The sequence below is a fragment of the Pseudomonas sp. CP-1 genome, from assembly GCF_021213715.1.
Classification (GTDB): domain Bacteria; phylum Pseudomonadota; class Gammaproteobacteria; order Pseudomonadales; family Pseudomonadaceae; genus Pseudomonas; species Pseudomonas aeruginosa.
On sequence record NZ_JAJQKY010000007.1, the window covers coordinates 151,546 to 175,311 of the forward strand.

A 23,766-nucleotide genomic window follows, 5' to 3' on the forward strand; every position below is an offset into this window, starting at 1 on the left:
GGGAGGGCGGGTGCCACAAGGGCATCAATGCAAAGGAAGGTTCAACTGCCAGTTTGCATGAGCCTCCTCGATGATCTTCGATGCCTCTTCATCATCGGTATCGCAGCCTCGCCCCGCGCCGAGGCCCTCGGCGTTCATCTTCTTCAGCGCCTCCTCGCCAGCATTGCTCCCGCTCATCTCATCGATGATCCGCCAGGGCTTAACGGCATCAGCGTCCAAGTAGCGGTAAGGGTCGAGCACCAGGCCGCAGGAAAAGGTGTTGTCCGCATTCTGGATCAATGCACGGCAGTTCCGATCGTCACCAAGCGCGACACCGAGGTCACATACCTGAGCGATACAGCAGAGACCGCACCCGTTGCACGAATCGCCCTCTGCTGGCTTGTCCAAAACTACTGCTTCAATCAGCTGCCAGCGCAAGGCGATTACCTCCAGAACTTCAGAGTAAAGACCGACAGAACAGAGGCCATGCCGAAGATGCAGGAGCCAAACATCACCTTGTTGAGAGCTGATCGGATGATCGGCTCCCTGTTGGCAGACATCCCGTTGAGCCTGGCCCCACTAAGGAATAGGGCCGAGTAGAGTTTGTGCAGAAAATAGACAACGACCAGATTGAAAACTGCACCGAACACCATCTGGAGCTGGATTCGTTCAACCAATGCCGTATCTCCCTTTTTGAGGGCGAGGAGATAGAACTCTTCGAACAGGTTGGCGCAGATGTACATGCTGCCTGAGGCAAGCGCAGCAATGACGATGCCGGCAATGACAAGCTCGAAGATTGGGTTTGAGAATATGCTGCGCATGATTCGTCTCTAATTATTTGAACTGACGTGGCAGCTTTCAGCAGCTTCCAAGCGCACGGGTCACCGATTTTACCTCATCAGTGGAAGCGCGGATGAACGTCTGTCCGTCGTGCTTCCAGACCTCACCCGTCTCCAGGTCCACGAAGGCCCATTTTCTAGGGCAGGTCGTATGGATGGAGACGTCGATCGGTGCGTCCAGGACAGGAACAACTTCGGAAGTTCGCAGTGCACGGGTTTGACCGCCGGGGCCGTCTACCACCAGTTCCCGTTTCGCAGACCTCCGGAAGTAATGCACCCACTGGGTACCGCCGTGCTTGCCCTGGCGCTTCTGACCATCGGCGTACTCCCACTCCACGTTGAACCCGGTACCGAGCGGCGGGGAAAGCTTCACGACACGGCGTGCGCCGCCTGGGAATTCGAAGACGCGGCCAACCTGAATAGAATCAATCGGCACAGCCATGGATCTGCTCCTGAACAGCCTGGTTGAGGTGAGGGGTATTGGAGAGTGGCCGGCTTACGCTGGTTATCGCACTCTCCGATACCCCCGAGGGGGTAGCGGGCCTGCGGCGGGGACCCGGCAGGCGCGGGCGATGGAACAGGTTGGATCAGCTGGCGCTGGCCAGCAGTTCGTTGAGTTTGGCCATTTCCTTTTCGATCGACTTGCCGTTCTTCTTCCGCCAAGCGATCTTCATTTTGTAGAGGTCGATCAGGCCGGCCCTGGTGCAGCGGTAGTAGTCCCCCGAGTCGTCCGAGCCGCATTTTTCCAAATGGCCGGCGGCGAGTCGCTCCTCGACGATTCCGTCCAGGTCACTGAAGCATGCGGCTTCCTTAGGGGATACATGCAGGGGCTTCTCTTGGGCTGCGAGCCACAAGACCTTTTCGGCATTGAACAGCTTGCTCATGGATTCCTAACCTCGGGTTCGTGGGATCAGGTGCGAGCTTGCTCGACCAGAGCCAGGGCAGCCGGGTGCGGCTCTTCCGGCGCGGTGCTGTACTCTTTCAGTACCGCCCGGGCCTGCCGCTTCGCAGCAGCTTGCTCGGAGGTGTCATCACCAACCTCCTCCAGGCAGAAACTCTTCTGCAGGGCTTCCAATGCGCTGGTAGCAGCATCGCGTTGAGCGACGAGGTTGGCGTATTCGGCGTTCGGGATATTGACCACGACTCTTTACCTCTGACAGTGGCCGCGGCGGAGAGCTATCCAGCGGCTGGGTTGGGTTACACCGGCGTGCAGTGGCCGATCGATACGCAGCCGGAAACACCTTCCAGCCATACCACGGCAGTGTGGCCCTGGAGGACCTCGGCCTGGGCGGTGGTTACCGTGCCCACCGGCTCCGCGTCTTTCCGGGAACGGTACTCCACTTGAACGCCGACCTCATGGTGCTGATTCCAGGCTGTAACTGCTCTCGCAGGATCGGGCCATGCCGTCATGTCTCTATCTCCTGACTGAAAGGATGGCCTACCGACCGTTTGCCTTGTTTTCTTTGCGCGGCTTGCAAACCAGGCAGTAACCCTTCTGGGAGCCTTTCTGGAATACGTCTTTCCACTGGTTGCAGCCTTTGCAATGGAAATCATCGATCTTCATTCTGTGCCTCAAGGTTCTGGGTGTATGGGGGAGCGCGCTGTTTGGCGGTCTTGCGCCGCGCCTCGCTATGGAGGTCAATGTGCTTTCCGAAACATCCGGGGTGAATCTCCTCTGCCCACGGCAGAGGAGGGCGTTACCGCTTCTCGACCAGTTCACCGCCTTCTGCGATTCGCCAGGTGTATCGCTGGCCGTGGTTCACATGGTCAGGCGGGCAGCTGTAGGTGACGCTGCCATCCTTGTTCAGGCTGCGCGGCTTCGTCAGTCGCTCGCACAGAGGGCATTCCAGTGGGGGATAGTCCCGATGGGTTTCGGTGGTCATGACCGGCGCCTTACTCGGTACCGGCCAGCCAGCCAGGTTCCTTGGCCTCGGCAAGCCATTGACGTAGCGTACCTACAACGACGCCCGGCTGGTCTTCTTCCTGCCAGGGTTTGTCGAGCAGCTCGCCGACAACCTCGGCGCAGCTGTCGACATCCGAAGATTCGATCTCGTTGAGGTCGCAGTGCAAGCGGCGGGCTTCGGCCTCATCAGCTGCGGCGTAGTAGTCATGGTCGTCAACCTGGAAGCAACGAAGGCTGATGGTCTTCTCGACCGGCTTCCCATCGATAGTCAGCTGTTCCATATCGGTTCTCTCTCTGGTTGCTCCTGAACAGAGCGGTTCGTTATTCGGTTCCGGCGATGATCGCCTGTGCCCAAGCACGTGCTGCGTGGAATGCGTAGCCTCGGGTCGCCTCATCGGCGCATCCGCTAAAGCGCCAGCCAGTCACGTGGTGGAGTAAGGTCTTTGCTGCATCACTCATGCACATGTCCTCTGATTGGCGCGCGGTACTCAGCTTTCGCCCCGGAGAAGTCCGTCCTCGTCGTAATCCGATGCACCGTCACCACCATTAAACGATCCATCCAGGCGTGCCAGAATCAGTCCTGCGCGTCGGGCGTCTGCTTCGGTACGAAGGTCACCTGTTCCTGAACCGCCGAAGATCTCCAACCCCAGAGCTGCAGCCTCGCGGGCATAACGGCTCAGACCGGCAGCTATCCTGCGGACCTCCTTCGGATCAAGCCCTGCGGCCTCGCATTCGCGCGCGTTGACTTGCATGATCAGGCCAGCCGGGCTTTGAAGCCGAACATCGCAGTTGCGTCCTCGAAACAGTCATCCAGTTCCTGGTACGCCTTGTATTTGGCCTGGGCATGGTTGGCAGCCCAAACTTGCATGGTTTGCCGTGCAGAATCCCACCAATTCCTCCCCCAGATCAGGACTTCAAACTGGCGGAGGGGGAGGTCATTCGTAACTTCCCCGTACACCATCTCGTCCGTGGGGTGGTAATTCCGAATCCGCTTCTTCGGGTCGCTATCCAAAACCACGCCGATGTAATGGCCGCGGTCCGCCATGATCGTGCCTGGTTCACCGTAAGCGGTAACGCGCCGGCCAACGCATGCTGGGACTTGGTAGTGCTGGCGCACATATTCGAATGCCATAGGGGCTCCATTACGCCCTGCAGGGCGAACTAATTTTCCGGGCTGCATGGGAGAACGAGCTGGTACCGCGATTCAACTCTCTCTCCGATGCCCCCTGGCAGAGCCGTGACGAACTGCCAAGGGTATCGGGCCTGTTTTACCTGGCAGGCTCAGGCGGGGAAGCCGTTAGTCCAGGCACTTCAACTCGTATCCGGCCGGGGTATGGGACAGCACCCACCGGCGTTCATCGATGTCCGTCAGGTTGGCATTCCCCCTGGTGCGTGCGAAATACAGCAAGTTCGACGGGGTTGGCTTGTGCAGGTCCGAATAGCAGGTCTGCTCGTCGATCCATGCCAGCACTTGGGACTCCGTCATGGCCGTGAGGGAGGCGGTTTCAGGGGCGTGATGCACTGTCGGGGTTCTCCTGGAGTGATTTGACTTCAGCCCATCTTCAATTTGATCAGTGCGTGCCAGAAGCCGCCGGTAGGCCTTTGTCTAGTCAGCCAAGCTGTCGATCAGGGTTTCGATTTCGCTCTGGGCTTCTTCAAGACCTTCGCGGGTGGCCTTGCGACTGCGGCTGGTATCGCCGTAGTAAGCGCGGATTGCATCAAGCAGTTGGTCAAGATCCATCGTGCTTCTCCTGTTGGATAGGGTTAGACAATAACGCCCGACATTGGGAAGTGAAGGGCGCATGATGGTGAGGTGAAAGGGTGGTTAAGATGGCTTAAGCCAGGCCTTGAGCTCTTCCACTGCTGCCAGGCGATCAGGCTCCAGGGCGTCCCAGTTCGGTTTCCCCGAATAATCCTTCGTCACACGCTCCAACAGGTCCCTAGGCACCAGCATCTGGTCGGCGGGGATGACGTAGAGCTCCTGAGTCTCGTAGTCGGGCCATTCCTTCGGGTTGGCCTTGACCATGTCATGGTGCTCCTTGCTGCATGGTCCCCAGTGCTGGGGAGCGCTCTGGAAGAACGCACGATGACAAACCGGCTTCAGCTTCTCAGGCATGGCCGGACTCCGCGCCCTTCAGTACAGCGTCCAGCTCTGCAATGACCTCCGCAGGGGTCGGCACTGCTTCTTCGCTGAACATCCTGCAGTCGCCGAAGCATTGCCAGGCGATGACCTGTCCAAGTCGACGCAGAAGCTGTTCATTACCCGTTCGGGCCTGGCCGCACTTCACCATGACGCTCTTGTGAGAGCTGGTGCCATCGACGGCCATGCCGGTGATGAAATAGTGGTTTTTCCCACGGTTGTAGACGATTTCCTCGCGGCCGGTTCCCTCGTGAAGTACCAGTTGCGCTTGCGCTTCGATCTCGCTGTCACCGACCTTAAAGCGAAGCGTGTCCCCTTGTTTGACCTGCCCCGGGCCATTGAGGGCCATCCACTCCGGTGTCATCCCCAGCATGGCGCGGAGAGTGGCAATCTCTTTCTGTGCCGCTGCGAGCGCATTGGCGTTTGCCTGGGATTCGCCGGCTACCTTATCGAACTCTTCGACGTAGACGACCTCACCAATACCCTGGCCGGTCAGGAAGCCTTTTGGGTGCAGATGCCTGGCATCCACGCTGTAGCGTTGCACCTTATTCATGCTGCTCTCCTTCTGCCTTGGGGCACTTACACGGACCGATTTCCGCGGACCAGGTGCCGGCGAAGCGCGGTTCGACGGTGCAACCGTCGTACAGCCATTTGCCGAGCAGCCTGCCCGCATCCGCTCGCTCAGTGCGATTGATGTCCATCGCACCAACGACAACGCCGCACTGGCAGGTCGCAACGAACCCAGTTGGACGGCGCTTCATGCCTCGTCCTCCTGGGCGACAACGCCATCACCAACCAGGTCGGAAGCGAGGAGGAACAGTACCGACTCGGCAATACCGGATTTACCCTCACGGGAAGCGGCATAGCCGGCACCGTTGTGCTGGTGCTGGACGATGATGCGCTCGCCGGTACGTTCGATCTTCCAGTTCGCCGGGATCACGCGGTCTTGAGCCGCCTGGCTGGCCAGGGCAGTGTCCCGTTCAGCTTGGAACGAGTCGGCCAGGGCCTTGTTGGCGACCGCCAGGCGGTCGAAGAGATCCACACGTGCTTGCAGACCAGCGACGTCGCGAATGTACTGGTCGGCAGTTACCAGCTCGACCACTACATCGTCTTCGGTGGTTACACGTTCGGCCTGGAGCCGCTCGACGACCTTGGAGTCAACCTGAATGTCGTTGTCGCCGTACTCCGAGCCGCTGATGCCTCCCAGCAGCAGAGCACCCACAACGTCAGGTTTGAGTTCCGGAATCAGCCAGGCCGGGCGTGTCATGTCTACAGCCGGGATGGATTTGTCGAGCAGGACCTCCTGGGATTCCCCCCAGGTGTATTCGATAGCACCATCGACCGTCGTCTTGCACCCGATCATCCCGAAACTAACGATAGGATTCCGAGTGTGCCGACTCAGCGGGATGCCGGCAGTAATCAACTGCTGGCGCGTCGGTTCGTGGTAGTTGAGCAGGCTGCTGCAACCGGTGGGTTCGCTGTCGGGATGCTTCAGTCGGACAACGATCTTCTTCGGCCTGCCTTCTTTGGCGACGGACTCCAGTTCGCTCATTCGGGAGAGAATGTCGTCGCGAGGTGCCAGGGGCTGTGCTTTGGAAAGTGCGCCGGCTAGCATGTGGATGCATTTCTCGTCATCCGCAATGAGTGCCATTTCTTCGAACAGCTTGCGTGCCAGCTCGATATCGCCAACAGGCACCGGGCTGGTATTTTCGTCCTCGTCCAGGCGCAGGTATTCCGCGTGCTCCGCGGCATTGCATTTGGGGCACGGAATATCACCGCCGTTGAGCAGCGGACCACCAGGCTCATCGCAGCTATCCTCGTCCCAGAGGTAGCCGTTCTGGCACTGGGCATCCAGATACGGGGCTCCGAAATGTTTGCCTCGGTAATCACACCCAAGCACAGGGGTAGGGGAGGCTTGCCCGGCTTCGACAGGGCGAGTGGCGTACTCCAACATTTTCCCGATGAGGTCAGCATCGAAGGTGCTGCTCTCGCGCAGATACTCGATGACGAAGGTTGGATCGAAGCGCGACCAATCAGAAGGGCGTTGATCCTGAACTGCCTCATGCGCGCCAGCTTGCTCAACTGCCGTTTTGATTGAGGACAGGACGTGTGAGCCCACTACTTTTTTGATTGCGGCAAGCAGATAGGACCAAGCAAAACCACGATCTTCCGAAGGGATGAGCCCCAAGGCGCGACCGACATCATCCCGGCACTGCTTGTCGAGCGCCAGCAACTGGTCGGAGTGGGCGAGCGGGAGGCTCTTCCCGATTGCGCGCAGTTTGTCGCGCAAGTCGTCCAACTTCTCCCACCATTTCTCGCCATAGTGGTGCCGCAGATTCGCGCCGCTGTCGTGCCCGGTGAAAACCTGGATGGCATCTGCAGCCTGTTTCACTAGCTCGAGGGTTTTCGCAATCTTGGTCTCGTAGGTGTCCTCTTTACCACCTCCAGCCGGCACTCCTTCCTGGTGGTCGAGCAGCAGTATTGCCCCTTCCTCAGGGCACTCCTCGTGGTAGGCGTACAAGCCTGCCATAGGGAAGTCCTCGTCCTGCTCATGCAGCTCGATCACCAGCGTCTGCTCGAACTGCTCAGGAGTGTTGTCCGGGGCCAGGAACTCGATGGCGTTCAGCAACTGATAGCCGTTCAGCACGAGGCTGGGCACATTTCGAGGTTGATCGTCAGCATCGGGATCGTCCTTGTCGTACGGCGCCATACCCTGGGTGGGCAGCACCTGGGCGGGCTCATGGTCAACCAGGTAGATGGCGATGTCCTCTGGGAATCTCTCGTGGCGCGCGTAAAGGCCGGACTCTGGACAGCGGATCTCCTGAGCTTCGGAGTGCAGTTCGATAACCAGTCGGTGGCTCATCTGCTCAGGGGTGCGCTCAGGGGCCAGGAACTCCAGAGCATTTCGGATCTCATAGCCGTTCATGGCAAGGCCCATGGCTTGCGGTGTTGCGTGGGCTTCGGTTCGGCCACCGGATTTCGAGGGGGATGGGATGAAAGACATGTTGGCTCCACGAGATTGGGAATGAAGAGATGCTGGCGCGCCTGTCACTGTGCAGAGAGCGAGGTGTCACCCGTGCCGGCGTTCGATTCGGAAGTGATCTTGAGGATCTTCTGCACGTCCTGATTTCGGCGGGCGAGGATCTTGCTGTTCATTTCGTGGGCGGTGTGGTTCTTGCCCTTGAAAACCCACCCGCCAGAAGAAAAGAGGGACTTTTTTTCGTCGTACTTCCATTCCTTCAGGTAGGCGTGATACGAGTCCAGTACCTTGGCGATTTTGTCTTCGGCGGTTTGTTTCCGGCTCATTTGCTAGTCCTCCTGCATTTGCTTGTCGAGGATCTGCTCCGTAGCCTCCTTGAGGCCCCGGGAATAACCCAGCCCTTCAGCGCGGCTTAGCTCAAGTTGATGCAAGCTTTGCTGGCGCTCCATGGCATCCGCGGCGTCCTTAAGGCCCCGGGAATAGCCCTGCTCTTCAGCCCGGCGAAGTTCGAGCTGATGTTGGGTTCGCTGGCGCGCCATTGCTCGGTGGATTTCGGCATCCTCGTCGTTGTAGCTGCGCATACGTGCTTCCATCTCGCGGTACTCCGCCACGTCGATAAGGCAGGCCGGCGATTGCATCTCATGAGTGCCGAAGTGAAGGGCGGCAGCGGCCTCGTCGAGGAAGTGCTCGCCACAATGGAAGCAACGCCAACCTGCCGTCCGATCCGCGCGCAGCGCCTGCAGCTCCGCGCGCATGGTGTCGGTTTCGGCCTGCTCTTTTGTCAGGTGCTGGGACAAAATGCAGGCGAAATCAGCAGCCAGGCGATCGCGGATGTATCGGGTGAAGTCGTAGCGCCCGAGTTTGGTCTGGAAGTAATCCACCAGGTAGCCGCGGCCGCCGGCCGATGTGCTCAGGTTGTGCTGGGTCTCACTCATGGGCGTTCTGCTCCGGTTGGGCCAGGCTGGCGAGCAGGGCCATGGACTTGTGAGCTGCCCCGCTTGGGTTGTACTTCGCGCAGTTGCTGGCCCTTGAGTCCTGCTTCCCATCCTCGTAGCCGGACACGTAGGTGTTCCAGAAGGCGGTGTAGGTGACCAAACCGACATGCCCTTCTACGTCGGTGGGTGCAGGTATGGGCCTGGGCACCTTGGACAGTGCGTTCCACAGCTGGACGAGGCCGGGCTCGGTGAAGGTCGATACCGAATGCTTGCAGGCGGGGCATGCAGCTTTCCAGAAAGGTCCCAGGGAGTTGCGTTCCAGGGTCACGGCCGGAAGACGTTGATCGCCGCAGCGGCACAGGTTGAAGGTGGGCGTGGCAGTAAGCGTCTTGATCTGCGAGAGAGCCCCCTCATACAACCCTGCGAGCTTGGCATGGGCCTCATTCATCCCAGCAATGGTGACCTTGTTACGCTGCAGCTCGGCTTGAGCCGTAGCCAGGTCCTGCAAAGCGATGTCCAGCTGGGACGTCAGGGCATCCACACTCTGGTGGTACTGCTCAACGGCCATCAGCTGCTTGCACCGCCCTGAAAGTGGCGAGAAGGAAAGGCCGGCGACGTCCTGCTTGTGGTAGTTGAGGTACGCGAGAACCTCCGGCTGCTGGGGGAGGGTCGCCGGTATCGGGCTTTCCGTTTCGTTACTCATCGCTTGCAGTTCCTGAAGAGGTGGAGGAATGGGATGTCACGGAAGCAATCATCGGCGTCCTCGGGGTGTGCCAGAACCAGGCCCCTGCTCAGGTAGGCTGGGCTTCGGCCTGCGAAATCGTGGCAAGCAATGCAGTCAGTTCTTCGCTTGAGCGTTCAAGCCGAGTCATGTCTTTTGGCGCGATGTCCGACCGGCAAGAAATCCAGTTGATGATCTCCAGCGCCCGCTGAATTGGACCTTCCTCGACTGACTCCAACCTCGGTCTTTGGGACTGATCCGCTGGCGCGCGGTCGATGTTCTCTCTGCTCACGACCGAAGGTGAGGCCTGAACTTCGACTTGGCTCTGGGATACGACGGACCCGTCACCATCGGTATCGATCGCGTAGCGACAGACATTTGGTTCTTGAGCAATTGAATCGAGGACCTCGGTCAACTTGGTTACCAGACCTTGATGCAATGCTTTGTAGCGGCGGGTAGCCCACTCTCCCTGCTCTTCCCCTTTCCAGTACCAAAGATAGGAGTGGAGCCAGTCTGTCCATCTGGCAACGTCGGCGTGCATCTGAGGAGCAGAGTTGACCAGCGCCAGCATCTTTTCCAGATCGCTAAGGATTGTCAGGATGTCCTTCAGTTGGACATTGCTTGACTGTGGCCGGTGGAGTTTGAGGACGATGAGCGCTGCGGCCAAGGAATGGTGGGAAACATTGGTCCAGAAGTCCTGCTTGCTGATCGGGAGGAGCGCATTCCCTGCCAGCATGCTCACCTTCACCTCGCCTTGACCGGCGTAACGAACGGAGAGCCCTGGCATGTCGAAGTTCAAGAAAAGCACACGACCTGGGTCATCCAGTGATTCAAGTTCTATCTGGCGTAGGTCGGACTTTGGTAGGAGAGGCGAAGTAACGGACTCCTTCGACTGCAGATCTAGAGACGAGATCGGGGGCGCGTTGGTTGGGAAATCTGGCGTACTAAGCGCCTGAAGGGCGAGGTCGTAAACAGTAGCTTCGGCAAGACTCAGCGATGCAGCGGGGCCAGCGATCTCGGAGCAGAGTTTCGCCAATTCCCGAACGCGGCCATCGGTGGGGAGGAGTGAGGTCTTTTTCCAGCGCAGCAACTCAACTGCACACTCCTGCAGGTGGAGTCGGGCGAAGTCATTGGCTCGGTCCCGGGCCAAAGTCAGGGTATTGTTCATGGTTCTGTTCCTCTGGGCCGGGTTTACTTGAACTTGATCTTGCCGGAGCCGGCGACACGGTGATCGCGTTGGGCAGGGTTCCCGTACACCACGATGTCGCCGGAGCCCGCCACCCGGGCGCGGGCCGACTGACTGGCATAGGCGCTGATGTCACCCGATCCGGCAACACTCAGGTCCACCGTTGCCGCAGTAAGTTCACGGGCGTCGACGTCGCCGGAACCTGCAACCTCGACTTCAAGGCTCTGTACCGTGCCTTGCACAGTCACATCGCCCGAGCCCTGGACACTCGCTTCGAACTCATCTTGCTGCAGGCCGTAGAGAGTGATGTCTCCGCTGCCTTTTACCCGGACACGAGGGGCGATCGGCAGGCTGATGGCAACCAGAACGCGGCCGGTACCAATCGAGGCACCTTTGATGTCGATGGAGCCCACCGGGCCGTTGAACTGCATTTGCACGCCGTTGATACGGATGTCGCGGCCGACCACGATGTTTCCGTTGCCGGAAACGTTGATGCTTCCACCTCCGGCGATGATCACGTTACCTTCCTGCTCGATGACCAGCTTGTCGCCCGACAGGGTGGTATGAACGCGCTCGACGGCTTCTTTTGTTTCCCCAGCCACTACCAGGCGCGGGGTTTGATCGCGAAAGAACACGACATCAACTGCACCTTTGATGATGAGTTTTTTCACCTGGTGGATGGGTCGGGATTCCTTGATGAAGCTCTCGGGCGGGCTCCATTTCGAGTTTTCAGGGAAGAAGTCGGTAAGGGAAGTGGTCATCGCTCGGTCCTTCTCGGTTTCGCTCTGCGCGGTGGCGGTGTTTGGTGTGAGAGATGATCGGCTGGGTTGAGGTGTGCCACTACCCCAGCAGAAGCTGATCACTCCTGCCATCGTTGCCAGGATCACGAACACGCCGAGATGCTTTCGGTGTCGTCTGAGCACGGGTTTTCTCCATGGATTGCCCCCGGATTGTCCCGCGACCGAAATTTGGGTACCAACGAAAGCCACCCGCTGAAATTCACAGACAGGTAGCGGAGCGAGCAGCCGGGGCGGGAAGTGCCACCGGCTGGAGATGAGGTGAAGCGGAAGATGAAGAGGGAATAGCGGATGGGGCGGCTGTAGCACCTGCCGACGTATTGCTTACCTGGCGTTACCTGTAGCAAGCGCCATTTCGATCTAGCCAGCAATCACTCGATAAAGCCACTCCTGCGCTTGATCTCGGCCTTGAGCGCCTTGTGCTGGGTCTTGAGGTATCGGAGATGTTCTGCACGGCTAAGGGAACCTTTCGCCCGGATGGCTGCAAGGTCATCCGGGAATACGGTGCCCATCAGTTTCTCCAGGTCGGGAAACTCACTAAGAGGGCGCTGCTTGTAGTTCTCGAAGAACCACCAGGGCACGCATATCAGAAACGCGACCAACGTCGCCAATCCAAGTTCTGTCATCGGGGGGTATTAGGGCACAGTGGGAAAAAGCGAATGCACGCAATGGAAAGCAGCAGGCTGATCCCGGCCGACAAACAGATAGTCGGGAGGATGAAGAACAAGCCTGTCTCCCAGGGTGTGGGACGCATGTCGAATGGGCGCATTATCAGCACCTGCTTGTCGCCCACCTTGCTCTGTTGCATCACAGCATCGCTGGCGGGGCGAGAGACAAACAGGTTTTCGGCTTGAATCCTGTATCGAATGGAGGCGTGGTCACTGTCCTCCTTGGAGTATTTCGAGTCTACCACCGCGATTACGCTCCGCTCGGTCATGTAGTCCGTATGCCAGAGGAACCATGCAGCTAAGAACAACAGGGTTGCGAAAACTACCTGGCTCACCGGATTCTGGAGCTGCGATTTAACGACCAGGATCATAGACGGGTACCTCAGGGCAAGGGTGATTGCCCTTGGATGATATAAGATAACGTTTGGGGGCTAAAGGGTCTTCGGTCGCACCCCTCACCACGGGATAGTGTCGTCATCCTCGAGGGCTTCCCGAAGCGCTCGATTCTTCAGCGTCTCTGTCGATGGGCAGGGTGGGTAGGCCTTTACCACCTGCTTAAAACCTCCCGAGTAGCCGACCTTCACGGCCAGCGCGCTGATTTCCGGTTGGGTCGCCGCAACGTAAGCAACACCGCACGCTCCTACCCGGTAGTCTACGAACTCGAAGTGCTCAGAATGCCCCATTTCCCACCTCCTGCAGGTCAAGCGGGCCTCGCAATAAGAGGCCCTGGCTATCTCAGAATTGAGTCGACACCGATACGAAATAAGGCTCGGCAATCCATTTGCGCGTCTGGCGGAAATCCTCATCCATCCAGCCCCCAATGCAGGTATTGAACGCGCTGCTGTCGAAGTCGTAAGGCTCAGCCTCGTCGATGGTGCTATTCCGGTGCACAGTCAAGCCGATCAGCTCCCCGCCGGCGCAGAGGTAGGCATACTGGGAGTCGCCGATTTGCAGTGCCATGCCGGATTTCCCCGCCAGTAGGCGGCGGTACTCATCGAGGCAGCCCTGGAAGGTGTAGACCTCAACCCGAAGCTGGCAGTAGAGGTCGATTTTCTGGTCGTGAGTCAGGCCGAGATCACCAGAATCGTACTGTTCCCACCAGGTCATGAACGCTGGTGCGTCGTGAAACTCGTGGATTGACCGGCTCGCGTTGTCGAGGCAGCTGAGAACTTCGGTTTTGGCTTCGTCCATGATCATTGGATTGAGGCTCATGATGGGGCTCCATGGCGTGTTAGCGATGAGACCAGTCTGAGGTCAATCGGAGTGTGTCAGAAGCGGGAGGTCAGCAATCGGAGCTGGCGCTTGATCCGCGCCCACATCGTCTGGTCCTGGGTGTATTGCTGCCAAACGCCTTCATCGCTGATCGATTCCAGGACCACAGGGCTTTCCCCTCGGACTCGGAAGAGAAATGCTGTGATGCAACGGCAGGACCGGCACACTCCGTGGCCATCGATCACCACGACATCCGGCAGTACCTGGTTCCAGCTCCCCCTAAAGTCCTGCTTTCGGATTTCACTCCCGCACAGTTTGCATTGCGGGACCACCTCAGTGAGCTTAAAGCCCGAGGGGAATGTGAAGGGTAGCCGGGACGCAATCACTTCTCCGGCCTGGTACTGGGCGATCATGGCTTGCAGTTCTTCGGGGCTGATCTTCTCAGGTTGCTTCCCTTGAACCGCCTGCTGTTGATTGGTTGTGGTCATGCGGTGTCTCTCCAGATGTTCGATCAGCTATGCGGCCAGCATGTCCAGCTGCTCCGGCTTCGCATATCGCCCGGGGCCCACTCGGCGCGCAGTCTGCTGGCAGACCTTACGGACCTGCTCCTTCCAGTACGGGTTTGCCGTCGGCCGGCGATCAGCAACGTATTCGTAGATTTGGCTCAGGTGGGCCTCACCCTCGAACAGATCGAGGGCCTGCCCGACGACCTCGCGCCAGGTGGCTGGGCCCTGATTCATGGCCTCCTGCACATCTTTCGGCAAGCCCTGCAGGTACGCCAGTTCGTGGTATAGGCTGAGGCCGATCATCAGGCGCTCTTGGTCTTTGGTGAACGTCACGAAAGTCAGGGGATGCTTCAGCCCGGCGTAGAGGTTTCTGGGCAGCATCTCCTGCTGGATGGCCCAGCGTTCGTTGTACCGACACACTCTCGCCGCTGTCTGGAGGAAGTAGCAGGGTAGGACGAATGCCACCTGGCCATTGTCGACCAGCAGGCCGTGTACACGATCCAGCAATCGCTCGATGAATTTGGTTTCGAAAGGCGGATTACCGAGGACCAGAGTTGGACGCTCTTCGAACTCCACCTGGAAGAAGTCGCCGGTAATGACCGGCCTGCCGGTCAGGTCACGTGCTTGCTGAGCGAGATGCGGATCGATCTCTATCCCCAGCGCCGGCACATATTGGGGAACCGCTTGCAGAAAGCGCCCTGGGCCGCACGTTGGCTCAAGGACGAAATCCTTGGCGCTGAGGTGGCTGAAGTTCTTTCGTACGATCGCGGCTGCAGCCCAGGCCGGGGTTGGGTACTGGCCGAGTTCGATCTGTGTGTTTTGTGTGCTCATCGCCTCAAGTGCCTGTTCGTTGATCAACTGAGGCAAGAATCGGGCTGGTCCTCCCGTGCCACCATCTGCGATCCGGAAATCAGCCGTAGCCTTTGAGCATGTACCTCCTCAGGATTGCAGTAGCCTCGGGGAATCAATAGGGGAGATTTCCTATGCCGTGGATTGATCTGAAATCAGCACTGAAAAGCGAGGCCGGATTCCTGGAGTTCATCAGGAGCAGCTATAGGCACGGCACCGTCGTGGCCCTGTGCGCTGGCGCGATTGGAATCCTGAACCGCAGGTTGGAAGCCGCGGTGGCTCGCAAAGACCGTGACGGTCAGCGTTACCTCTATACGCAGATCGAAGTGTTGCGAAGCGAGATGCATGTACGGCTGGAAATCCGAACCGACCAGGCGCTTGCCCGTGGCGTTCTACATCTCGCCGGCGAGGCCGCCCTGGCGCGCGTGCACGACTACCAACGAGAGCGATACCTCTCCGAGTTCTCGAAGCTGTACCCGGAGATCGTGGGCGCTGTGGGAGTGATCCGAGCAAAGTTCTGGGAAGCGGGTGTATATGGTCAAGATTTTCCGCTCTGGGCCCAGCAGAACGGTTTCACCGATACACAACTCCTGCAAGCCATCCAGGTATCGAAACTCAGGGCCTATGACGCCCTGGTCGAACTGAACCGTGAGCTGGAGGAGAACGGGAAAGGCGCCCGGAGTTGGAAACTGAAAACCGAGTGGGACCGCCGGCGGAAGGAGATCAAGTTACTCTCTGATCTGCAATTCAGGTCTGCAATCTACAAGTGCATACGCGATGTGCTTGGCGAAGGCTTCATGCCCGAGCTTGAAAAATGGATGACCCTGAATACTCGGATACCCCACTTTCGGAAGCTTCGAGACCGATCTCGGGACTCGAAACCGAACCTCAAGCTCCAACTGCTCCCGGGCCGGAAATTTCGGCCTGAACGCACTCCTCATCGAAGCACGGTGAGTTCGGAACCTCGGGCATGAATCCGAGCCTCACTACGGCTAGTGCGTAGCTTCAGGCCCAACCGTAGGGCCCGACCTTCCCTGCAGGAACGAGAAGCCCGCCAAATCGGCGGGCCTTGATCGGGGAGGGTGGGTCAGTTCGGGAACCAACGCTCGGCCAGCTCGCGGAACTTCGGCTCAACGGCCTTGGCCTGCTCGATGCCGGCACAGACATATCCATGGTGCCCGCCGGCCTGCCCTCGCTCCCAGTAACTGCACGCGGCGGCCACCATCTCATCTACTGAACCGCCTTCAGCTCCAATATTCAAGCAGCGCACTGCGGCACCGACGTGGTCCCCGGCTCCAGGGATGCGGCTATCGCTCAGGGCGGCGCACCAGCCATGTTCTGTAGGCGCATTTGCCGTCGGAAAGTCGGAGTAGAACTCCATGATCGCAGTTGCCAGTACCAGGGGATGGCCGGGGTAAACGGGGTAATTCCCGGTCACGCTCTTGATGAACTGTCTTCCTTCCATCAAAACCCTACCTTCAGTCAGGAGTTGCTGCCTTATGGATTCGCTTGACGTATTCGTGCATGGGTTGGCAATCGCTGTCCTGGTAGCCGAATCGGTTCACGAACGTCGAGAACGAATCCCCACACTCTTCATCCTGTTGCAGCCAGGCTTCGTACTCAGCGGCCACCTTGAGGGCTTTCAAACGGAATGCCAATGCCGCGGCACGCTGGGCCTTCTCGTCGCGATGCCGACGGATCATTTCTTCTTCTTCGGGGCTCAAAGGGCCTAGGGAATCGGTCATGATTTAGTTACCGGCTGCTGGCAGGAGTAAGTGACCTTGACGCCTTCAACAGCTATCTCAGCCTTTTGAACATTTGAACTCTCTTGAATGACCTTCAACAAATCATGTTTCGTCATTCGATAGTCGTCCTCGTCACTGTAGGGGTATATGACCTCGACAGACTCTCCGGTGAAGCTTGCAGTCCAGGGGGAGCCGTTCGCTGTTTGCTTAGGCGCTCCCCTCTTCATTAGCTCTTCAGAAGTGATTGGGATAGTGGCACAGGGGCCGCGACGGGCCTCAAGCAAAATCAAGGCATTGGGAATTTCATAAGTCAGATGCTTCGCAGCCAGTTTACCCATGCCTTGAGTAGCAGTGGCCATGATATTTTGGCCATAAAACAACATGCCAATTACGGCACATATAATTAATAGAGCAACTGCTAAAGCGTTGGATGCAAAGCTTTTGTTTTTTGAACTTTGTTTGTCTTGTTGCATAGCTAACCTTGTATTTAATATCGCTTTATTGCGTGAGCGCAATGAAATAGTACGTTATGGCTTGGTTCATTTTACTATGACTAACGGGTGTAATCCCAACCATCAGTTCTCTGTCTAGCTTAACGAGGCAGTTGCCTCGATTCTCAGGGGTAGTGATCTTCCAGAGTTCTGAGAACTGCTGGCTTGATTGTCCAGCCCGTCGCTCGCTTATACCGCTCGGCGAAGTCTTTGACCGTTGCACCATGGAAGTCCCTGTCGCGACTTCGACGCTCGATGATTCCTGCGCAGTCCTCGCCGACATGTCCAATCTCAACGATGAAGCCTTTTACGATTCGCAAGCCGCAGCAGGCGCAAAGGCGGCGCTCATTCATGGGCGGGCTGATCTTCTTGCCCGAGTGAAAACAGGTTGCTCGATCGTCAAAGCGTTTCATCGTACTTTCCTTCGTGGTGCTGGGTGGAAGAGGTGGATCAGCTGATGCCTGCGGTTTCCAGCGTTCCGGCCTCTTGCAGCTCGGCCCAGGTTTGAGCAAAAGCCTGTTGCATGCTCCACTCGTCACGCCAAGCACTACTTGCGCGATCGTAGGTGTCACGGGCCTTGTTGATCGCTTCAGCCTGAGTGCGTGCGCTCACGTTGTAGAGGCGCCCGATTTTTCCTGTCTCGCGGCTGTGCCCGAAGACGGCCCATTTGACAGCCCTGGGCTTGGGCTTAGTTTTCTGCTTTCCGCTGCCGCCGCATTGAAAGCAGACACCACCGAGAACGGCAGTGAACAGCCAGATTTTCCCAGCGCCATCACAGCGGCTGCATTTGTAGAGTTTGTCTGCCATGTCCATTCCTCGGTCATGCGCCGGCGAGCCGGAAGCTTGTTCAGGGGTAGTACGCCTTCTGGCGTTCAATTTCTTCGCGGATCTCCTTGGCAATCCGCCATTCACCCTGTTGCTCCGCTTCGTGCTCGGTCTCCTCGAGCTCTTCGGCGCACCATTGGCTCAGGTCGTAATACTTACGTTCGCGCATGCGGCGAATCAGGTCTTCGTGAACATTGACAACAGCCATTGTCTTGCCCTCCTCGGGCATTGTGGTTGCCCAGCGACTTCCGTGGAGCGTTCAACTCAGAATGTGGCCAGTCTGTGCCTCATACAGCTTCACACAGTTCGGACACAGCATGCCTTTCTTGCCCTGGGCAAGCTTGGCTGCCTTCCAGCCCTTACGGGTGGCCAGGTCCTGAAGGTACTTGTAGGCCCGGATCAGATCGGCCTGAGTATCGTCAGCAGTTTCGAACACACCCTGCTCGTTCATGCTGTAGCAGTCGTCGGTGCTCGGGTCTTCCTGGTTGATGCACTGCAGTTCCAGGCGAATGCTCATCGTGTATCTCTCTCAAACTGACGGAGCTGATTGCCGGACATGGTCTAGCCTGACCATCACCTCAGAGGCCAGATGCCCCCACTGCGCTGGACTCACATCCAGATATCCAGCATTAAATTGCTGATCGATCTGGTCGATCAGGGTGGTGATGGATGCTTCCGTAATGGCTGACCTCAAAACATCTAGCGCGTCATCGAAGTCACAGAAAGCAAATGTGGCCATTCCGTTTGTCTCTCCGTAAGTCCCGGCCGCCCATAGCCCCCAGTGGGTGGGGGCGATAGTTGTCAGGGGGCTTGGATTAGCCGACGTTCGCCGCCGGCTCGGTGCCGCTCTGGGCAGATTTTACGGCCGCGCGGATGTTGGCCAGCGCCTTGGCCAGGTCCTGCAGGTTCAGGTCGGCACCGCTGAGGGTCAGTTCGACCTTCACACTCTCCGGGGTGGCCATGAAGGGCAGAGCTTTCTCCAGCTGGTCGGCCAGCTGGACCAGCACCGGGGCTGCTACGTCCAGGTCCTTGCGACCGTACAGGGCGGACGGCGCACCAACGGACTTCGCGGTGATCTTCGCGGAGCCGTTGCGCTGGGCCTTGGCGAGCTGCTCCTGCATATGCACCACAGTGTCTTCGCCGTTGGCCTTGCACTGCTTCTCTGCGGCCAGGGCAGTAGAGACGGAAGCTTGGCCCTTCTCGACCATCTCCTTGACCTCAGGGGCCACGTTCACCAGCGCCAGCATCTTGCGAACGTGGCTGACCTTGCGGTGCACCGCGGCCGCGACACCGGCGACAGTGAACTTGTGGTCGTCGATCAGCTCGCGGTAGGCCTCGGCCAGATCAAGAGGGGAAACCGGCACCTGCTGGTTGCTCACGCACTGACGCACGATCTCAACGGCGCGGCCACCTTCCACCTGGCTCACCCACACGCGCTTGATGTCGGCGCCTTCGGCGATGGCCAGCATCAGGCCGGCGTGGCGGGTGAAACCGGTCACTACGCGCAGTTTGCCGTTTTCGGCGACAACGCCCAGCGGTTCGACGGGCTCGCCGGCCTTGTAGGAATCGGCGAAGCCGCGGATGGCATCCTGGTCGAATTCGCTGCGGATTGCCTCTTCGACATTGCAGACGAGGAGGGCGGTGGGCATTTCGAAGGCGTTCTGGCGCTTCGGATCGAAGTCTAAGCCCAACTGTTTGCCGGTGATCAGCTTCTTGGCGGTGTCGTGGATGCTGCGCAGGGAGTTGCAGCCAGCCAGAGCAGCTTGGGCGGTTTCGGTGATCAGGTTGGCGGCGATGGTCTTGGTGGTCATGGGGTAGTGCTCCTGTGTGGTCGATGGAGCCATCTTCAGGGGAGGTCGTGTGTGCCAGAACCGGCGCCGAGAAAATTTCGAAGTATTTTTCGAACCCCTATCGCCTGACATCAATTCCCGATATTCGGACCCTAAAAATGCGCAGAGCCCGCTCTAAGGCGGGCCCTGGGGGAGTGGCTACTACTGCTATCAGAGCAGGAACAAGCGGCGGGCGTAGCTGCGGTTGACCTCGCGGTCGACCTTCTCCAGGAATTCCGGCACTTTCTCGGCGATCTGTTCCGAGGTCATGCCGCTGGGGATGTTCAGCCAGGTGGTGCTCAGAACGTTGTTGCCCTCACTCTGGTAGTTGCCTACCAGCTGGAAGCCTTCCGATCGCGGCTCGAGGCTGAGCGTGGCGGTCTTGATGCCAACGGCGGTCTCGTAGTCCTGGGAGGCCACCAGGCAGCAGATGTCCATATCGAGCTGGCTGGCGGCGGTCCAGCCATGCGCCACCAGGTTGACGGCGATTACTTGCTTGACTGCCTTGTACTCGGGGGCCTGGATGGCGATGTGTGCTGGAGTGTGTTTCATGGCGGAAGTCTCTTGGCTCGGTGGCTTGGATTCGATGTGGCTATCTTCCCCCGAGCTCATGTGTGCCAGAACCGGGCATTTCGTCGATGCCAGAAAGCACGAAGCCCGCACTGTGGCGGGCTCTGGTGTAACTGCTGCCTCCTGATCAAGCCCAGCTGGCCAACTCCCGCCAGAAGAATGCCCTGACCAGGAAATGCGCCACAAAGTGGGCGGTGAAAACGACCAACACAGCGCCGATGAGGCTGACATCGAAGTCACTGAGCGAGGTAACGTCGAACGCTAGCGCTACATCCGCCTTGAGGCCAGCGGCGACCACGATAAACACCGCAGAAAAGACAATGCCGGAGACGATGGCCATGAAGGACATCAAGGGGGTGCCGTATGCAGCTTTCAGGGTTTTTCGTCCAGTACCGACCAGCATTACCAGGACCAGCGCGAAGCAATTCGAGATAGTGCTACCCACCGGGCCCGAGATCAGCCAGGCGGCTAGTAGAGACAGCCCCACCAGAATCGCGGAGTAGGTCAATACGCCAATCACGGCCAAAGATCGGGCCGGAGCGCTGCCAGCTTCAGTAATGGGCATCCTTCAAATCCTATGTCTGTCAGGGAAAGGCCTAGCTTACCGCCCAAGTGCCCTGAAACCTGGCCAAAAGCTCCGTCGCACCAGTAACTCGGCCAAGATGCCGAGAGAGATGACGATCAACGCCGCGGCGAAAGGGCGTAGATCGAGGAAGTCGACGTCCTCGGGCAACGGCTGCACCCCGAACACACTCCGGAGAAGGGTGAAGCCGATCACCAGGCCGGCGACCAGCAATGCGCCAACTCCCCGCCCGATTTCCTTGAACTGCCTGCCTTTGGCGATGACGGGTAATGCCAGCAAGCACCCGACAACAGCGTGGCAGTGCGTGATGTAGGTGCCGATGTCCCATGGGATGGTCATCCCGGCCACCAGCACTGTGGTGCAGAGGATGAATGCGTAGATGAGGACTGCGAACACGGGCGTGTAGCGCGGTCTCTTTTCGGTTGGGCTAGCGTGGCTCATGGATCTCTTCAAGACGCTGGTTTGGTTTCGAGTTGGGGGCCTTATCTGCAAGATCATGTAGCGTTGCGCAGTTGCCGCAGGAGAGGTAAACCGCCGGGAACAGCTCACCGTCGATGTCAGTACCCTTCGGCTCAATGCAGTGGGTCCACATATCGGCGCACCCGCAATTGCCGCAGATCAGGTGGAGTCGGGCACGTGCCACTGGTATCTCCTAGGCGTCCTGGTGATGTTTGACCACGGCGCTACGCTCGGGCAGCGCCGGTTTGAGATCCTCGTACGACTGCTTGAGGAGGAGAGCACGGGCAACACCGTGATCACCAACGGTATCCAGAGTGAGTTGGCTGCGCGCTCCGGTGAACGAGTCCTTGACCTCGTTCAGAGCTTTGATCCCCTCCCGTCGCAGCAGTCCTACGGTTTGGAGACTGCTGAGCTTCGCCAGAGAGTCGTTGACGATGTCCACCTCAATCCACTCGGTCAGGTCCGACAGTTGGGTTTCGATTTCGCTATAGGCGTCACGGACGCGAATCAGGCGGCTTCCACCGTTCTTCGCAATGGTGTCCAGGACGAGGATGCACCCGTCCCCCAGCATCTGGTCGGAGTAGCCGGTGATGGTGCGAATGCTGGCCTCGGCGACGGTAATCCTGCCGCCTTCGACAACCGGCAGCCGGGCGTCCGAGTCTGCGAGAAGTTCCAGTTCAATCCATTTTTTAGTCATAAGCGTTCCTTGATGAGGTAATTGGGCCTGCCACTTAGCACCAAGTGGATAAAAGGCGACATAGTCATGAGGGATGGTGTTGGGATTTGGTTCCACTGCCATGCAATGGACTTACATCAACCCCAACTCCAGGTTCTCAACCTGAACATCATGCCATAGCTCCTGCTCGATCAAAGCGTAGGTATCTGCAAGCTCCTGGGCGTGCTGGCGCTCGTTCGCGGCGCGCTCTTCCTCGGCCACGATGAAGTCAATCAAGGCGAGGTCGTAAAGGTCGTACGCACGTTGCCAGCGGCCGGCAATCGCAGTGAAACCCGGTTCGTTGCTCAGCAGCGCATGCGCCTCAGATGCCATGGGGGCAAGATGACTTTGTTCTGCGGGGAGAGTTGGCAGATCAATTGACCTAGCAACCTGCTGGAGGGCCTTCTCACCCTCCGGACACTGGAAACGTACGAGGAGACTTACCGGCAGAACGGCACGGGCGAAAGCCAGGCAGGCCTGGAGTGCTGACTCTTCTTCCTGTTCGGCTGCATTGAGCGCCTCCAGCTCTGGGATGACCATGTCTCGTCCTCTGGTGAATGTCTTGATGAGCACATGGTCTACGCTGGCGGGGTGTGCCACCAGCTCAGGCTGCGAGGATAGGCGCGAGTAGATCCCGGTACAGGCGGGCCTCTTCGACAGATTCCAGAATGTCGTCGAGCGCGCGGTGGCTCTGGCGTTTGGCTGGTTCGAATGCTGGGCTGATCGTCTTGAGGAATTCCTTCACCGCGCTGATATCCAGATTGCGGTAGTGAAGGTGCGCATTGAGCGCCGGCATTTGGGCCTCAAGGAACATTCGGTCGAAGTGGATACCACTGCCGCACAACGGTGAGGCCTTGGCTTGCACGCCGTGCTCTACCAGGAACTCGATGATTTGCTGTTCAGCACTGGCCAAGTCGGTTGAGGAAGCCGACACATCGTCGAAGAGGCCATTGCGAGTGTGCATGCTCCGTACAATGTCGTCGCACAAGGGAAGGACGTCAGCCGGGTCGTGATGGACAACCACGACGTGTTGGGCAAGGACGTTGAACTGGCCGTCGGTTACCAGAACCCCGACTTCCAAAATTCGGTGCCGGTACACCATCTGCTTATGCAGCTCAGTGAATCCGGTTGACTCAAGATCAAGCCAGGCCAGCCGGCGATCATTATTCATCATGGGGGAGGGCTCCTGTGGTGGCAGTACATGGATATTCTCCATGCCAGGGGATGTGCCACCAGCCAGGCCAGGGTGACCTATCAGATCGTCTCCCCGCGCCCCGGTGCACGTTTTGCCCTGCGTGCTTGAATGCGCCAGCTGATCAGCGGGCCGAGGAGCGTGAGCAGAGCGGTCACCACCACCAAGGCTATGGTGGCCGGCTTGCCGCCGCGGATGTGGTAATCATCGGGGCTGTAGAGATAGGGGAAGGAGCCCTCCGGCAGGCGAATGTATATGTCACCCGCATCCCTCGGTTGAAGCCACCAGGTCCCGTCGAGATTTGCCTCCACCCGACCAACCACACGGCATGAGGTGTCGTAGGGGATCTGCAAGGCTTCGCAGGCCGCCTTGTCGCGCACGATTACCTTGGCAGGATCGATTACCTGAAGAGAGTGGCCGACCTGCAGAGCGGCCCAGATGACCAGCATTGGCCAGACGAAGGCCATGAGTAATCTGAACAAAGGATTGAACTCCTAAAATACGAGGCGAAGGCAGGGTATCCAACAGGCTGGCGCATTGCCATCCAAACTTAGGCCCTGAAATTCAGCCTTTCGGCGAATGAGGCTCCCAGCCAAGGCATCTAGCGATCTGGTGGCAGGGCCATTCGTCAGCTGGATACCC

42 protein-coding genes are annotated in these 23,766 nt (G+C 58.6%); 1 reads left to right on the top strand and 41 read right to left on the bottom strand.

What is annotated here, in order from left to right:
- Positions 1–24: 24 nt before the first annotated feature.
- From LT948_RS16265 to LT948_RS16380, 25 genes are all read right to left on the bottom strand, one after another.
- Positions 25–417: a hypothetical protein gene (locus LT948_RS16265; protein WP_010792828.1), complete on the bottom strand. Its 393-nt coding sequence runs from the start codon at positions 415–417 to the stop codon at positions 25–27.
- A 5-nt stretch (positions 418–422) separates the two neighbouring features.
- A complete protein-coding gene (locus tag LT948_RS16270; protein WP_010792829.1) occupies positions 423–800 on the bottom strand; it encodes a hypothetical protein in 378 nt (125 codons plus the stop codon).
- A gap of 37 nt (positions 801–837) precedes the next feature.
- Positions 838–1,260, bottom strand: a complete 423-nt coding sequence (locus LT948_RS16275; protein WP_010792830.1) for a hypothetical protein — start codon at positions 1,258–1,260, stop codon at positions 838–840.
- A gap of 145 nt (positions 1,261–1,405) precedes the next feature.
- Positions 1,406–1,702 carry a hypothetical protein gene (locus tag LT948_RS16280; protein ID WP_010792831.1) on the bottom strand — a complete coding sequence of 99 codons (297 nt, stop codon included), beginning with the start codon at positions 1,700–1,702 and terminating at the stop codon, positions 1,406–1,408.
- Positions 1,703–1,728: 26 nt separating this feature from the next.
- Complete coding sequence (locus tag LT948_RS16285) at positions 1,729–1,959, bottom strand: hypothetical protein (protein WP_010792832.1); 231 nt, start codon at positions 1,957–1,959, stop codon at positions 1,729–1,731.
- 556 nt (positions 1,960–2,515) lie between these two features.
- Positions 2,516–2,701 carry a hypothetical protein gene (locus LT948_RS16290; protein ID WP_010792835.1) on the bottom strand — a complete coding sequence of 62 codons (186 nt, stop codon included), beginning with the start codon at positions 2,699–2,701 and terminating at the stop codon, positions 2,516–2,518.
- A 10-nt stretch (positions 2,702–2,711) separates the two neighbouring features.
- Positions 2,712–3,002 carry a hypothetical protein gene (locus LT948_RS16295; protein WP_010792836.1) on the bottom strand — a complete coding sequence of 97 codons (291 nt, stop codon included), beginning with the start codon at positions 3,000–3,002 and terminating at the stop codon, positions 2,712–2,714.
- 207 nt (positions 3,003–3,209) lie between these two features.
- On the bottom strand, positions 3,210–3,473 hold the full coding sequence (locus tag LT948_RS16300) for a hypothetical protein (protein WP_060476988.1): 264 nt from the start codon (positions 3,471–3,473) through the stop codon (positions 3,210–3,212).
- 2 nt (positions 3,474–3,475) lie between these two features.
- A complete protein-coding gene (locus LT948_RS16305; protein ID WP_010792837.1) occupies positions 3,476–3,853 on the bottom strand; it encodes a hypothetical protein in 378 nt (125 codons plus the stop codon).
- A 165-nt stretch (positions 3,854–4,018) separates the two neighbouring features.
- On the bottom strand, positions 4,019–4,192 hold the full coding sequence (locus LT948_RS16310) for a hypothetical protein (protein WP_020193474.1): 174 nt from the start codon (positions 4,190–4,192) through the stop codon (positions 4,019–4,021).
- Positions 4,193–4,327: 135 nt separating this feature from the next.
- Entirely contained in the window at positions 4,328–4,462 is a 135-nt protein-coding gene (locus LT948_RS33165; RefSeq protein ID WP_010792839.1) for a hypothetical protein, read from the bottom strand.
- 84 nt (positions 4,463–4,546) lie between these two features.
- Positions 4,547–4,837, bottom strand: a complete 291-nt coding sequence (locus tag LT948_RS16315; protein ID WP_019438414.1) for a hypothetical protein — start codon at positions 4,835–4,837, stop codon at positions 4,547–4,549.
- A complete protein-coding gene (locus LT948_RS16320) occupies positions 4,830–5,414 on the bottom strand; it encodes a hypothetical protein (protein WP_010792841.1) in 585 nt (194 codons plus the stop codon). Before LT948_RS16320 ends, LT948_RS16315 begins: the two co-directional genes overlap by 8 nt.
- Complete coding sequence (locus LT948_RS16325; protein ID WP_010792842.1) at positions 5,407–5,622, bottom strand: hypothetical protein; 216 nt, start codon at positions 5,620–5,622, stop codon at positions 5,407–5,409. Before LT948_RS16325 ends, LT948_RS16320 begins: the two co-directional genes overlap by 8 nt.
- A complete protein-coding gene (locus tag LT948_RS16330) occupies positions 5,619–7,865 on the bottom strand; it encodes a hypothetical protein (RefSeq protein ID WP_010792843.1) in 2,247 nt (748 codons plus the stop codon). The genes LT948_RS16325 and LT948_RS16330 overlap by 4 nt, the downstream gene beginning before the upstream one ends.
- A 44-nt stretch (positions 7,866–7,909) precedes the next feature.
- Positions 7,910–8,167, bottom strand: a complete 258-nt coding sequence (locus LT948_RS16335) for a hypothetical protein (RefSeq protein ID WP_010792844.1) — start codon at positions 8,165–8,167, stop codon at positions 7,910–7,912.
- A 3-nt stretch (positions 8,168–8,170) separates the two neighbouring features.
- Positions 8,171–8,776, bottom strand: a complete 606-nt coding sequence (locus LT948_RS16340; RefSeq protein WP_010792845.1) for a hypothetical protein — start codon at positions 8,774–8,776, stop codon at positions 8,171–8,173.
- Complete coding sequence (locus LT948_RS16345; RefSeq protein WP_010792846.1) at positions 8,769–9,479, bottom strand: hypothetical protein; 711 nt, start codon at positions 9,477–9,479, stop codon at positions 8,769–8,771. The genes LT948_RS16340 and LT948_RS16345 overlap by 8 nt, the downstream gene beginning before the upstream one ends.
- A gap of 88 nt (positions 9,480–9,567) precedes the next feature.
- Positions 9,568–10,665 carry a hypothetical protein gene (locus tag LT948_RS16350; RefSeq protein ID WP_232197094.1) on the bottom strand — a complete coding sequence of 366 codons (1,098 nt, stop codon included), beginning with the start codon at positions 10,663–10,665 and terminating at the stop codon, positions 9,568–9,570.
- A 23-nt stretch (positions 10,666–10,688) separates the two neighbouring features.
- A complete protein-coding gene (locus LT948_RS16355; protein WP_019438417.1) occupies positions 10,689–11,444 on the bottom strand; it encodes a head GIN domain-containing protein in 756 nt (251 codons plus the stop codon).
- 407 nt (positions 11,445–11,851) lie between these two features.
- Positions 11,852–11,992, bottom strand: coding sequence for a hypothetical protein (locus LT948_RS16360; RefSeq protein WP_171902180.1), 141 nt, complete (start codon positions 11,990–11,992; stop codon positions 11,852–11,854).
- A gap of 110 nt (positions 11,993–12,102) precedes the next feature.
- On the bottom strand, positions 12,103–12,519 hold the full coding sequence (locus LT948_RS16365; RefSeq protein WP_019438419.1) for a hypothetical protein: 417 nt from the start codon (positions 12,517–12,519) through the stop codon (positions 12,103–12,105).
- Positions 12,520–12,883: 364 nt separating this feature from the next.
- Entirely contained in the window at positions 12,884–13,360 is a 477-nt protein-coding gene (locus tag LT948_RS16370; RefSeq protein WP_019438421.1) for a hypothetical protein, read from the bottom strand.
- A gap of 56 nt (positions 13,361–13,416) precedes the next feature.
- A complete protein-coding gene (locus LT948_RS16375; RefSeq protein WP_019438422.1) occupies positions 13,417–13,848 on the bottom strand; it encodes a hypothetical protein in 432 nt (143 codons plus the stop codon).
- A 27-nt stretch (positions 13,849–13,875) separates the two neighbouring features.
- A complete protein-coding gene (locus LT948_RS16380) occupies positions 13,876–14,733 on the bottom strand; it encodes a class I SAM-dependent methyltransferase (protein ID WP_019438423.1) in 858 nt (285 codons plus the stop codon).
- A 116-nt stretch (positions 14,734–14,849) separates the two neighbouring features.
- On the opposite strand from LT948_RS16380, the gene LT948_RS16385 reads away from it, so the two are divergent.
- Entirely contained in the window at positions 14,850–15,689 is an 840-nt protein-coding gene (locus LT948_RS16385; protein ID WP_019438424.1) for a hypothetical protein, read from the top strand.
- Between the two features lie 113 nt (positions 15,690–15,802).
- Here LT948_RS16385 and LT948_RS16390 read toward each other — a convergent pair whose 3' ends face one another.
- From LT948_RS16390 to LT948_RS16465, 16 genes are all read right to left on the bottom strand, one after another.
- Entirely contained in the window at positions 15,803–16,180 is a 378-nt protein-coding gene (locus tag LT948_RS16390) for a hypothetical protein (protein ID WP_019438425.1), read from the bottom strand.
- 13 nt (positions 16,181–16,193) lie between these two features.
- Positions 16,194–16,460 (bottom strand): hypothetical protein, encoded by a 267-nt coding sequence (locus tag LT948_RS16395; protein WP_010792853.1) that lies wholly within the window; start codon positions 16,458–16,460, stop codon positions 16,194–16,196.
- Complete coding sequence (locus tag LT948_RS16400) at positions 16,457–16,933, bottom strand: hypothetical protein (RefSeq protein WP_019438426.1); 477 nt, start codon at positions 16,931–16,933, stop codon at positions 16,457–16,459. Before LT948_RS16400 ends, LT948_RS16395 begins: the two co-directional genes overlap by 4 nt.
- 143 nt (positions 16,934–17,076) lie before the next feature.
- A complete protein-coding gene (locus LT948_RS16405; RefSeq protein ID WP_019438427.1) occupies positions 17,077–17,364 on the bottom strand; it encodes a hypothetical protein in 288 nt (95 codons plus the stop codon).
- Positions 17,365–17,401: 37 nt separating this feature from the next.
- Positions 17,402–17,758 carry a hypothetical protein gene (locus LT948_RS16410; RefSeq protein WP_010792854.1) on the bottom strand — a complete coding sequence of 119 codons (357 nt, stop codon included), beginning with the start codon at positions 17,756–17,758 and terminating at the stop codon, positions 17,402–17,404.
- A gap of 40 nt (positions 17,759–17,798) precedes the next feature.
- On the bottom strand, positions 17,799–17,984 hold the full coding sequence (locus LT948_RS16415) for a hypothetical protein (protein WP_019438429.1): 186 nt from the start codon (positions 17,982–17,984) through the stop codon (positions 17,799–17,801).
- A 51-nt stretch (positions 17,985–18,035) separates the two neighbouring features.
- Positions 18,036–18,293 carry a hypothetical protein gene (locus LT948_RS16420; protein ID WP_010794346.1) on the bottom strand — a complete coding sequence of 86 codons (258 nt, stop codon included), beginning with the start codon at positions 18,291–18,293 and terminating at the stop codon, positions 18,036–18,038.
- Between the two features lie 12 nt (positions 18,294–18,305).
- Positions 18,306–18,515 (bottom strand): hypothetical protein, encoded by a 210-nt coding sequence (locus LT948_RS16425; RefSeq protein WP_019438430.1) that lies wholly within the window; start codon positions 18,513–18,515, stop codon positions 18,306–18,308.
- A 76-nt stretch (positions 18,516–18,591) separates the two neighbouring features.
- On the bottom strand, positions 18,592–19,587 hold the full coding sequence (locus tag LT948_RS16430; protein ID WP_019438431.1) for a ParB/RepB/Spo0J family partition protein: 996 nt from the start codon (positions 19,585–19,587) through the stop codon (positions 18,592–18,594).
- A 189-nt stretch (positions 19,588–19,776) separates the two neighbouring features.
- The gene (locus LT948_RS16435) at positions 19,777–20,157 is read right to left on the bottom strand and encodes a hypothetical protein (protein WP_010792858.1); all 381 of its coding nucleotides are present in this window, start codon (positions 20,155–20,157) and stop codon (positions 19,777–19,779) included.
- A gap of 145 nt (positions 20,158–20,302) precedes the next feature.
- The gene (locus LT948_RS16440; RefSeq protein ID WP_019438433.1) at positions 20,303–20,740 is read right to left on the bottom strand and encodes a hypothetical protein; all 438 of its coding nucleotides are present in this window, start codon (positions 20,738–20,740) and stop codon (positions 20,303–20,305) included.
- A 36-nt stretch (positions 20,741–20,776) separates the two neighbouring features.
- A complete protein-coding gene (locus LT948_RS16445) occupies positions 20,777–21,199 on the bottom strand; it encodes a hypothetical protein (protein WP_010792860.1) in 423 nt (140 codons plus the stop codon).
- A gap of 211 nt (positions 21,200–21,410) precedes the next feature.
- Positions 21,411–21,914, bottom strand: a complete 504-nt coding sequence (locus LT948_RS16450; RefSeq protein ID WP_019438434.1) for a hypothetical protein — start codon at positions 21,912–21,914, stop codon at positions 21,411–21,413.
- A gap of 111 nt (positions 21,915–22,025) precedes the next feature.
- Entirely contained in the window at positions 22,026–22,472 is a 447-nt protein-coding gene (locus tag LT948_RS16455; protein ID WP_010792862.1) for a hypothetical protein, read from the bottom strand.
- Between the two features lie 64 nt (positions 22,473–22,536).
- A complete protein-coding gene (orn, locus tag LT948_RS16460; protein WP_010792863.1) occupies positions 22,537–23,106 on the bottom strand; it encodes an oligoribonuclease in 570 nt (189 codons plus the stop codon).
- Between the two features lie 80 nt (positions 23,107–23,186).
- Positions 23,187–23,591 (bottom strand): hypothetical protein, encoded by a 405-nt coding sequence (locus LT948_RS16465; protein WP_019438435.1) that lies wholly within the window; start codon positions 23,589–23,591, stop codon positions 23,187–23,189.
- Positions 23,592–23,766 lie beyond the last annotated feature (175 nt).

Coding starts and splice junctions, on each gene's coding strand:
- LT948_RS16465 (WP_019438435.1), bottom strand. CDS start 23,591: ATGGCCTTCGTCTGGCCAATGCTGGTCATCTGGGCCGCTCTGCAGGTC.
- LT948_RS16270 (WP_010792829.1), bottom strand. CDS start 800: ATGCGCAGCATATTCTCAAACCCAATCTTCGAGCTTGTCATTGCCGGC.
- LT948_RS16415 (WP_019438429.1), bottom strand. CDS start 17,984: ATGGCTGTTGTCAATGTTCACGAAGACCTGATTCGCCGCATGCGCGAA.
- LT948_RS16355 (WP_019438417.1), bottom strand. CDS start 11,444: ATGACCACTTCCCTTACCGACTTCTTCCCTGAAAACTCGAAATGGAGC.
- LT948_RS16280 (WP_010792831.1), bottom strand. CDS start 1,702: ATGAGCAAGCTGTTCAATGCCGAAAAGGTCTTGTGGCTCGCAGCCCAA.
- LT948_RS16390 (WP_019438425.1), bottom strand. CDS start 16,180: ATGGAAGGAAGACAGTTCATCAAGAGCGTGACCGGGAATTACCCCGTT.
- LT948_RS16305 (WP_010792837.1), bottom strand. CDS start 3,853: ATGGCATTCGAATATGTGCGCCAGCACTACCAAGTCCCAGCATGCGTT.
- LT948_RS16430 (WP_019438431.1), bottom strand. CDS start 19,587: ATGACCACCAAGACCATCGCCGCCAACCTGATCACCGAAACCGCCCAA.
- LT948_RS16445 (WP_010792860.1), bottom strand. CDS start 21,199: ATGAGCCACGCTAGCCCAACCGAAAAGAGACCGCGCTACACGCCCGTG.
- LT948_RS16315 (WP_019438414.1), bottom strand. CDS start 4,837: ATGCCTGAGAAGCTGAAGCCGGTTTGTCATCGTGCGTTCTTCCAGAGC.
- LT948_RS16325 (WP_010792842.1), bottom strand. CDS start 5,622: ATGAAGCGCCGTCCAACTGGGTTCGTTGCGACCTGCCAGTGCGGCGTT.
- LT948_RS16435 (WP_010792858.1), bottom strand. CDS start 20,157: ATGAAACACACTCCAGCACACATCGCCATCCAGGCCCCCGAGTACAAG.
- LT948_RS16350 (WP_232197094.1), bottom strand. CDS start 10,665: ATGAACAATACCCTGACTTTGGCCCGGGACCGAGCCAATGACTTCGCC.
- LT948_RS16450 (WP_019438434.1), bottom strand. CDS start 21,914: ATGACTAAAAAATGGATTGAACTGGAACTTCTCGCAGACTCGGACGCC.
- LT948_RS16295 (WP_010792836.1), bottom strand. CDS start 3,002: ATGGAACAGCTGACTATCGATGGGAAGCCGGTCGAGAAGACCATCAGC.
- LT948_RS16370 (WP_019438421.1), bottom strand. CDS start 13,360: ATGAGCCTCAATCCAATGATCATGGACGAAGCCAAAACCGAAGTTCTC.
- LT948_RS16425 (WP_019438430.1), bottom strand. CDS start 18,515: ATGGCCACATTTGCTTTCTGTGACTTCGATGACGCGCTAGATGTTTTG.
- LT948_RS16365 (WP_019438419.1), bottom strand. CDS start 12,519: ATGATCCTGGTCGTTAAATCGCAGCTCCAGAATCCGGTGAGCCAGGTA.
- LT948_RS16335 (WP_010792844.1), bottom strand. CDS start 8,167: ATGAGCCGGAAACAAACCGCCGAAGACAAAATCGCCAAGGTACTGGAC.
- orn (WP_010792863.1), bottom strand. CDS start 23,106: ATGATGAATAATGATCGCCGGCTGGCCTGGCTTGATCTTGAGTCAACC.
- LT948_RS16375 (WP_019438422.1), bottom strand. CDS start 13,848: ATGACCACAACCAATCAACAGCAGGCGGTTCAAGGGAAGCAACCTGAG.
- LT948_RS16385 (WP_019438424.1), top strand. CDS start 14,850: ATGCCGTGGATTGATCTGAAATCAGCACTGAAAAGCGAGGCCGGATTC.
- LT948_RS16405 (WP_019438427.1), bottom strand. CDS start 17,364: ATGAAACGCTTTGACGATCGAGCAACCTGTTTTCACTCGGGCAAGAAG.
- LT948_RS16340 (WP_010792845.1), bottom strand. CDS start 8,776: ATGAGTGAGACCCAGCACAACCTGAGCACATCGGCCGGCGGCCGCGGC.
- LT948_RS16330 (WP_010792843.1), bottom strand. CDS start 7,865: ATGTCTTTCATCCCATCCCCCTCGAAATCCGGTGGCCGAACCGAAGCC.
- LT948_RS16320 (WP_010792841.1), bottom strand. CDS start 5,414: ATGAATAAGGTGCAACGCTACAGCGTGGATGCCAGGCATCTGCACCCA.
- LT948_RS16395 (WP_010792853.1), bottom strand. CDS start 16,460: ATGACCGATTCCCTAGGCCCTTTGAGCCCCGAAGAAGAAGAAATGATC.
- LT948_RS16275 (WP_010792830.1), bottom strand. CDS start 1,260: ATGGCTGTGCCGATTGATTCTATTCAGGTTGGCCGCGTCTTCGAATTC.
- LT948_RS16410 (WP_010792854.1), bottom strand. CDS start 17,758: ATGGCAGACAAACTCTACAAATGCAGCCGCTGTGATGGCGCTGGGAAA.
- LT948_RS16300 (WP_060476988.1), bottom strand. CDS start 3,473: ATGCAAGTCAACGCGCGCGAATGCGAGGCCGCAGGGCTTGATCCGAAG.
- LT948_RS16420 (WP_010794346.1), bottom strand. CDS start 18,293: ATGAGCATTCGCCTGGAACTGCAGTGCATCAACCAGGAAGACCCGAGC.
- LT948_RS16400 (WP_019438426.1), bottom strand. CDS start 16,933: ATGCAACAAGACAAACAAAGTTCAAAAAACAAAAGCTTTGCATCCAAC.
- LT948_RS16290 (WP_010792835.1), bottom strand. CDS start 2,701: ATGACCACCGAAACCCATCGGGACTATCCCCCACTGGAATGCCCTCTG.
- LT948_RS16360 (WP_171902180.1), bottom strand. CDS start 11,992: ATGGGCACCGTATTCCCGGATGACCTTGCAGCCATCCGGGCGAAAGGT.
- LT948_RS33165 (WP_010792839.1), bottom strand. CDS start 4,462: ATGGATCTTGACCAACTGCTTGATGCAATCCGCGCTTACTACGGCGAT.
- LT948_RS16440 (WP_019438433.1), bottom strand. CDS start 20,740: ATGCCCATTACTGAAGCTGGCAGCGCTCCGGCCCGATCTTTGGCCGTG.
- LT948_RS16455 (WP_010792862.1), bottom strand. CDS start 22,472: ATGGTCATCCCAGAGCTGGAGGCGCTCAATGCAGCCGAACAGGAAGAA.
- LT948_RS16345 (WP_010792846.1), bottom strand. CDS start 9,479: ATGAGTAACGAAACGGAAAGCCCGATACCGGCGACCCTCCCCCAGCAG.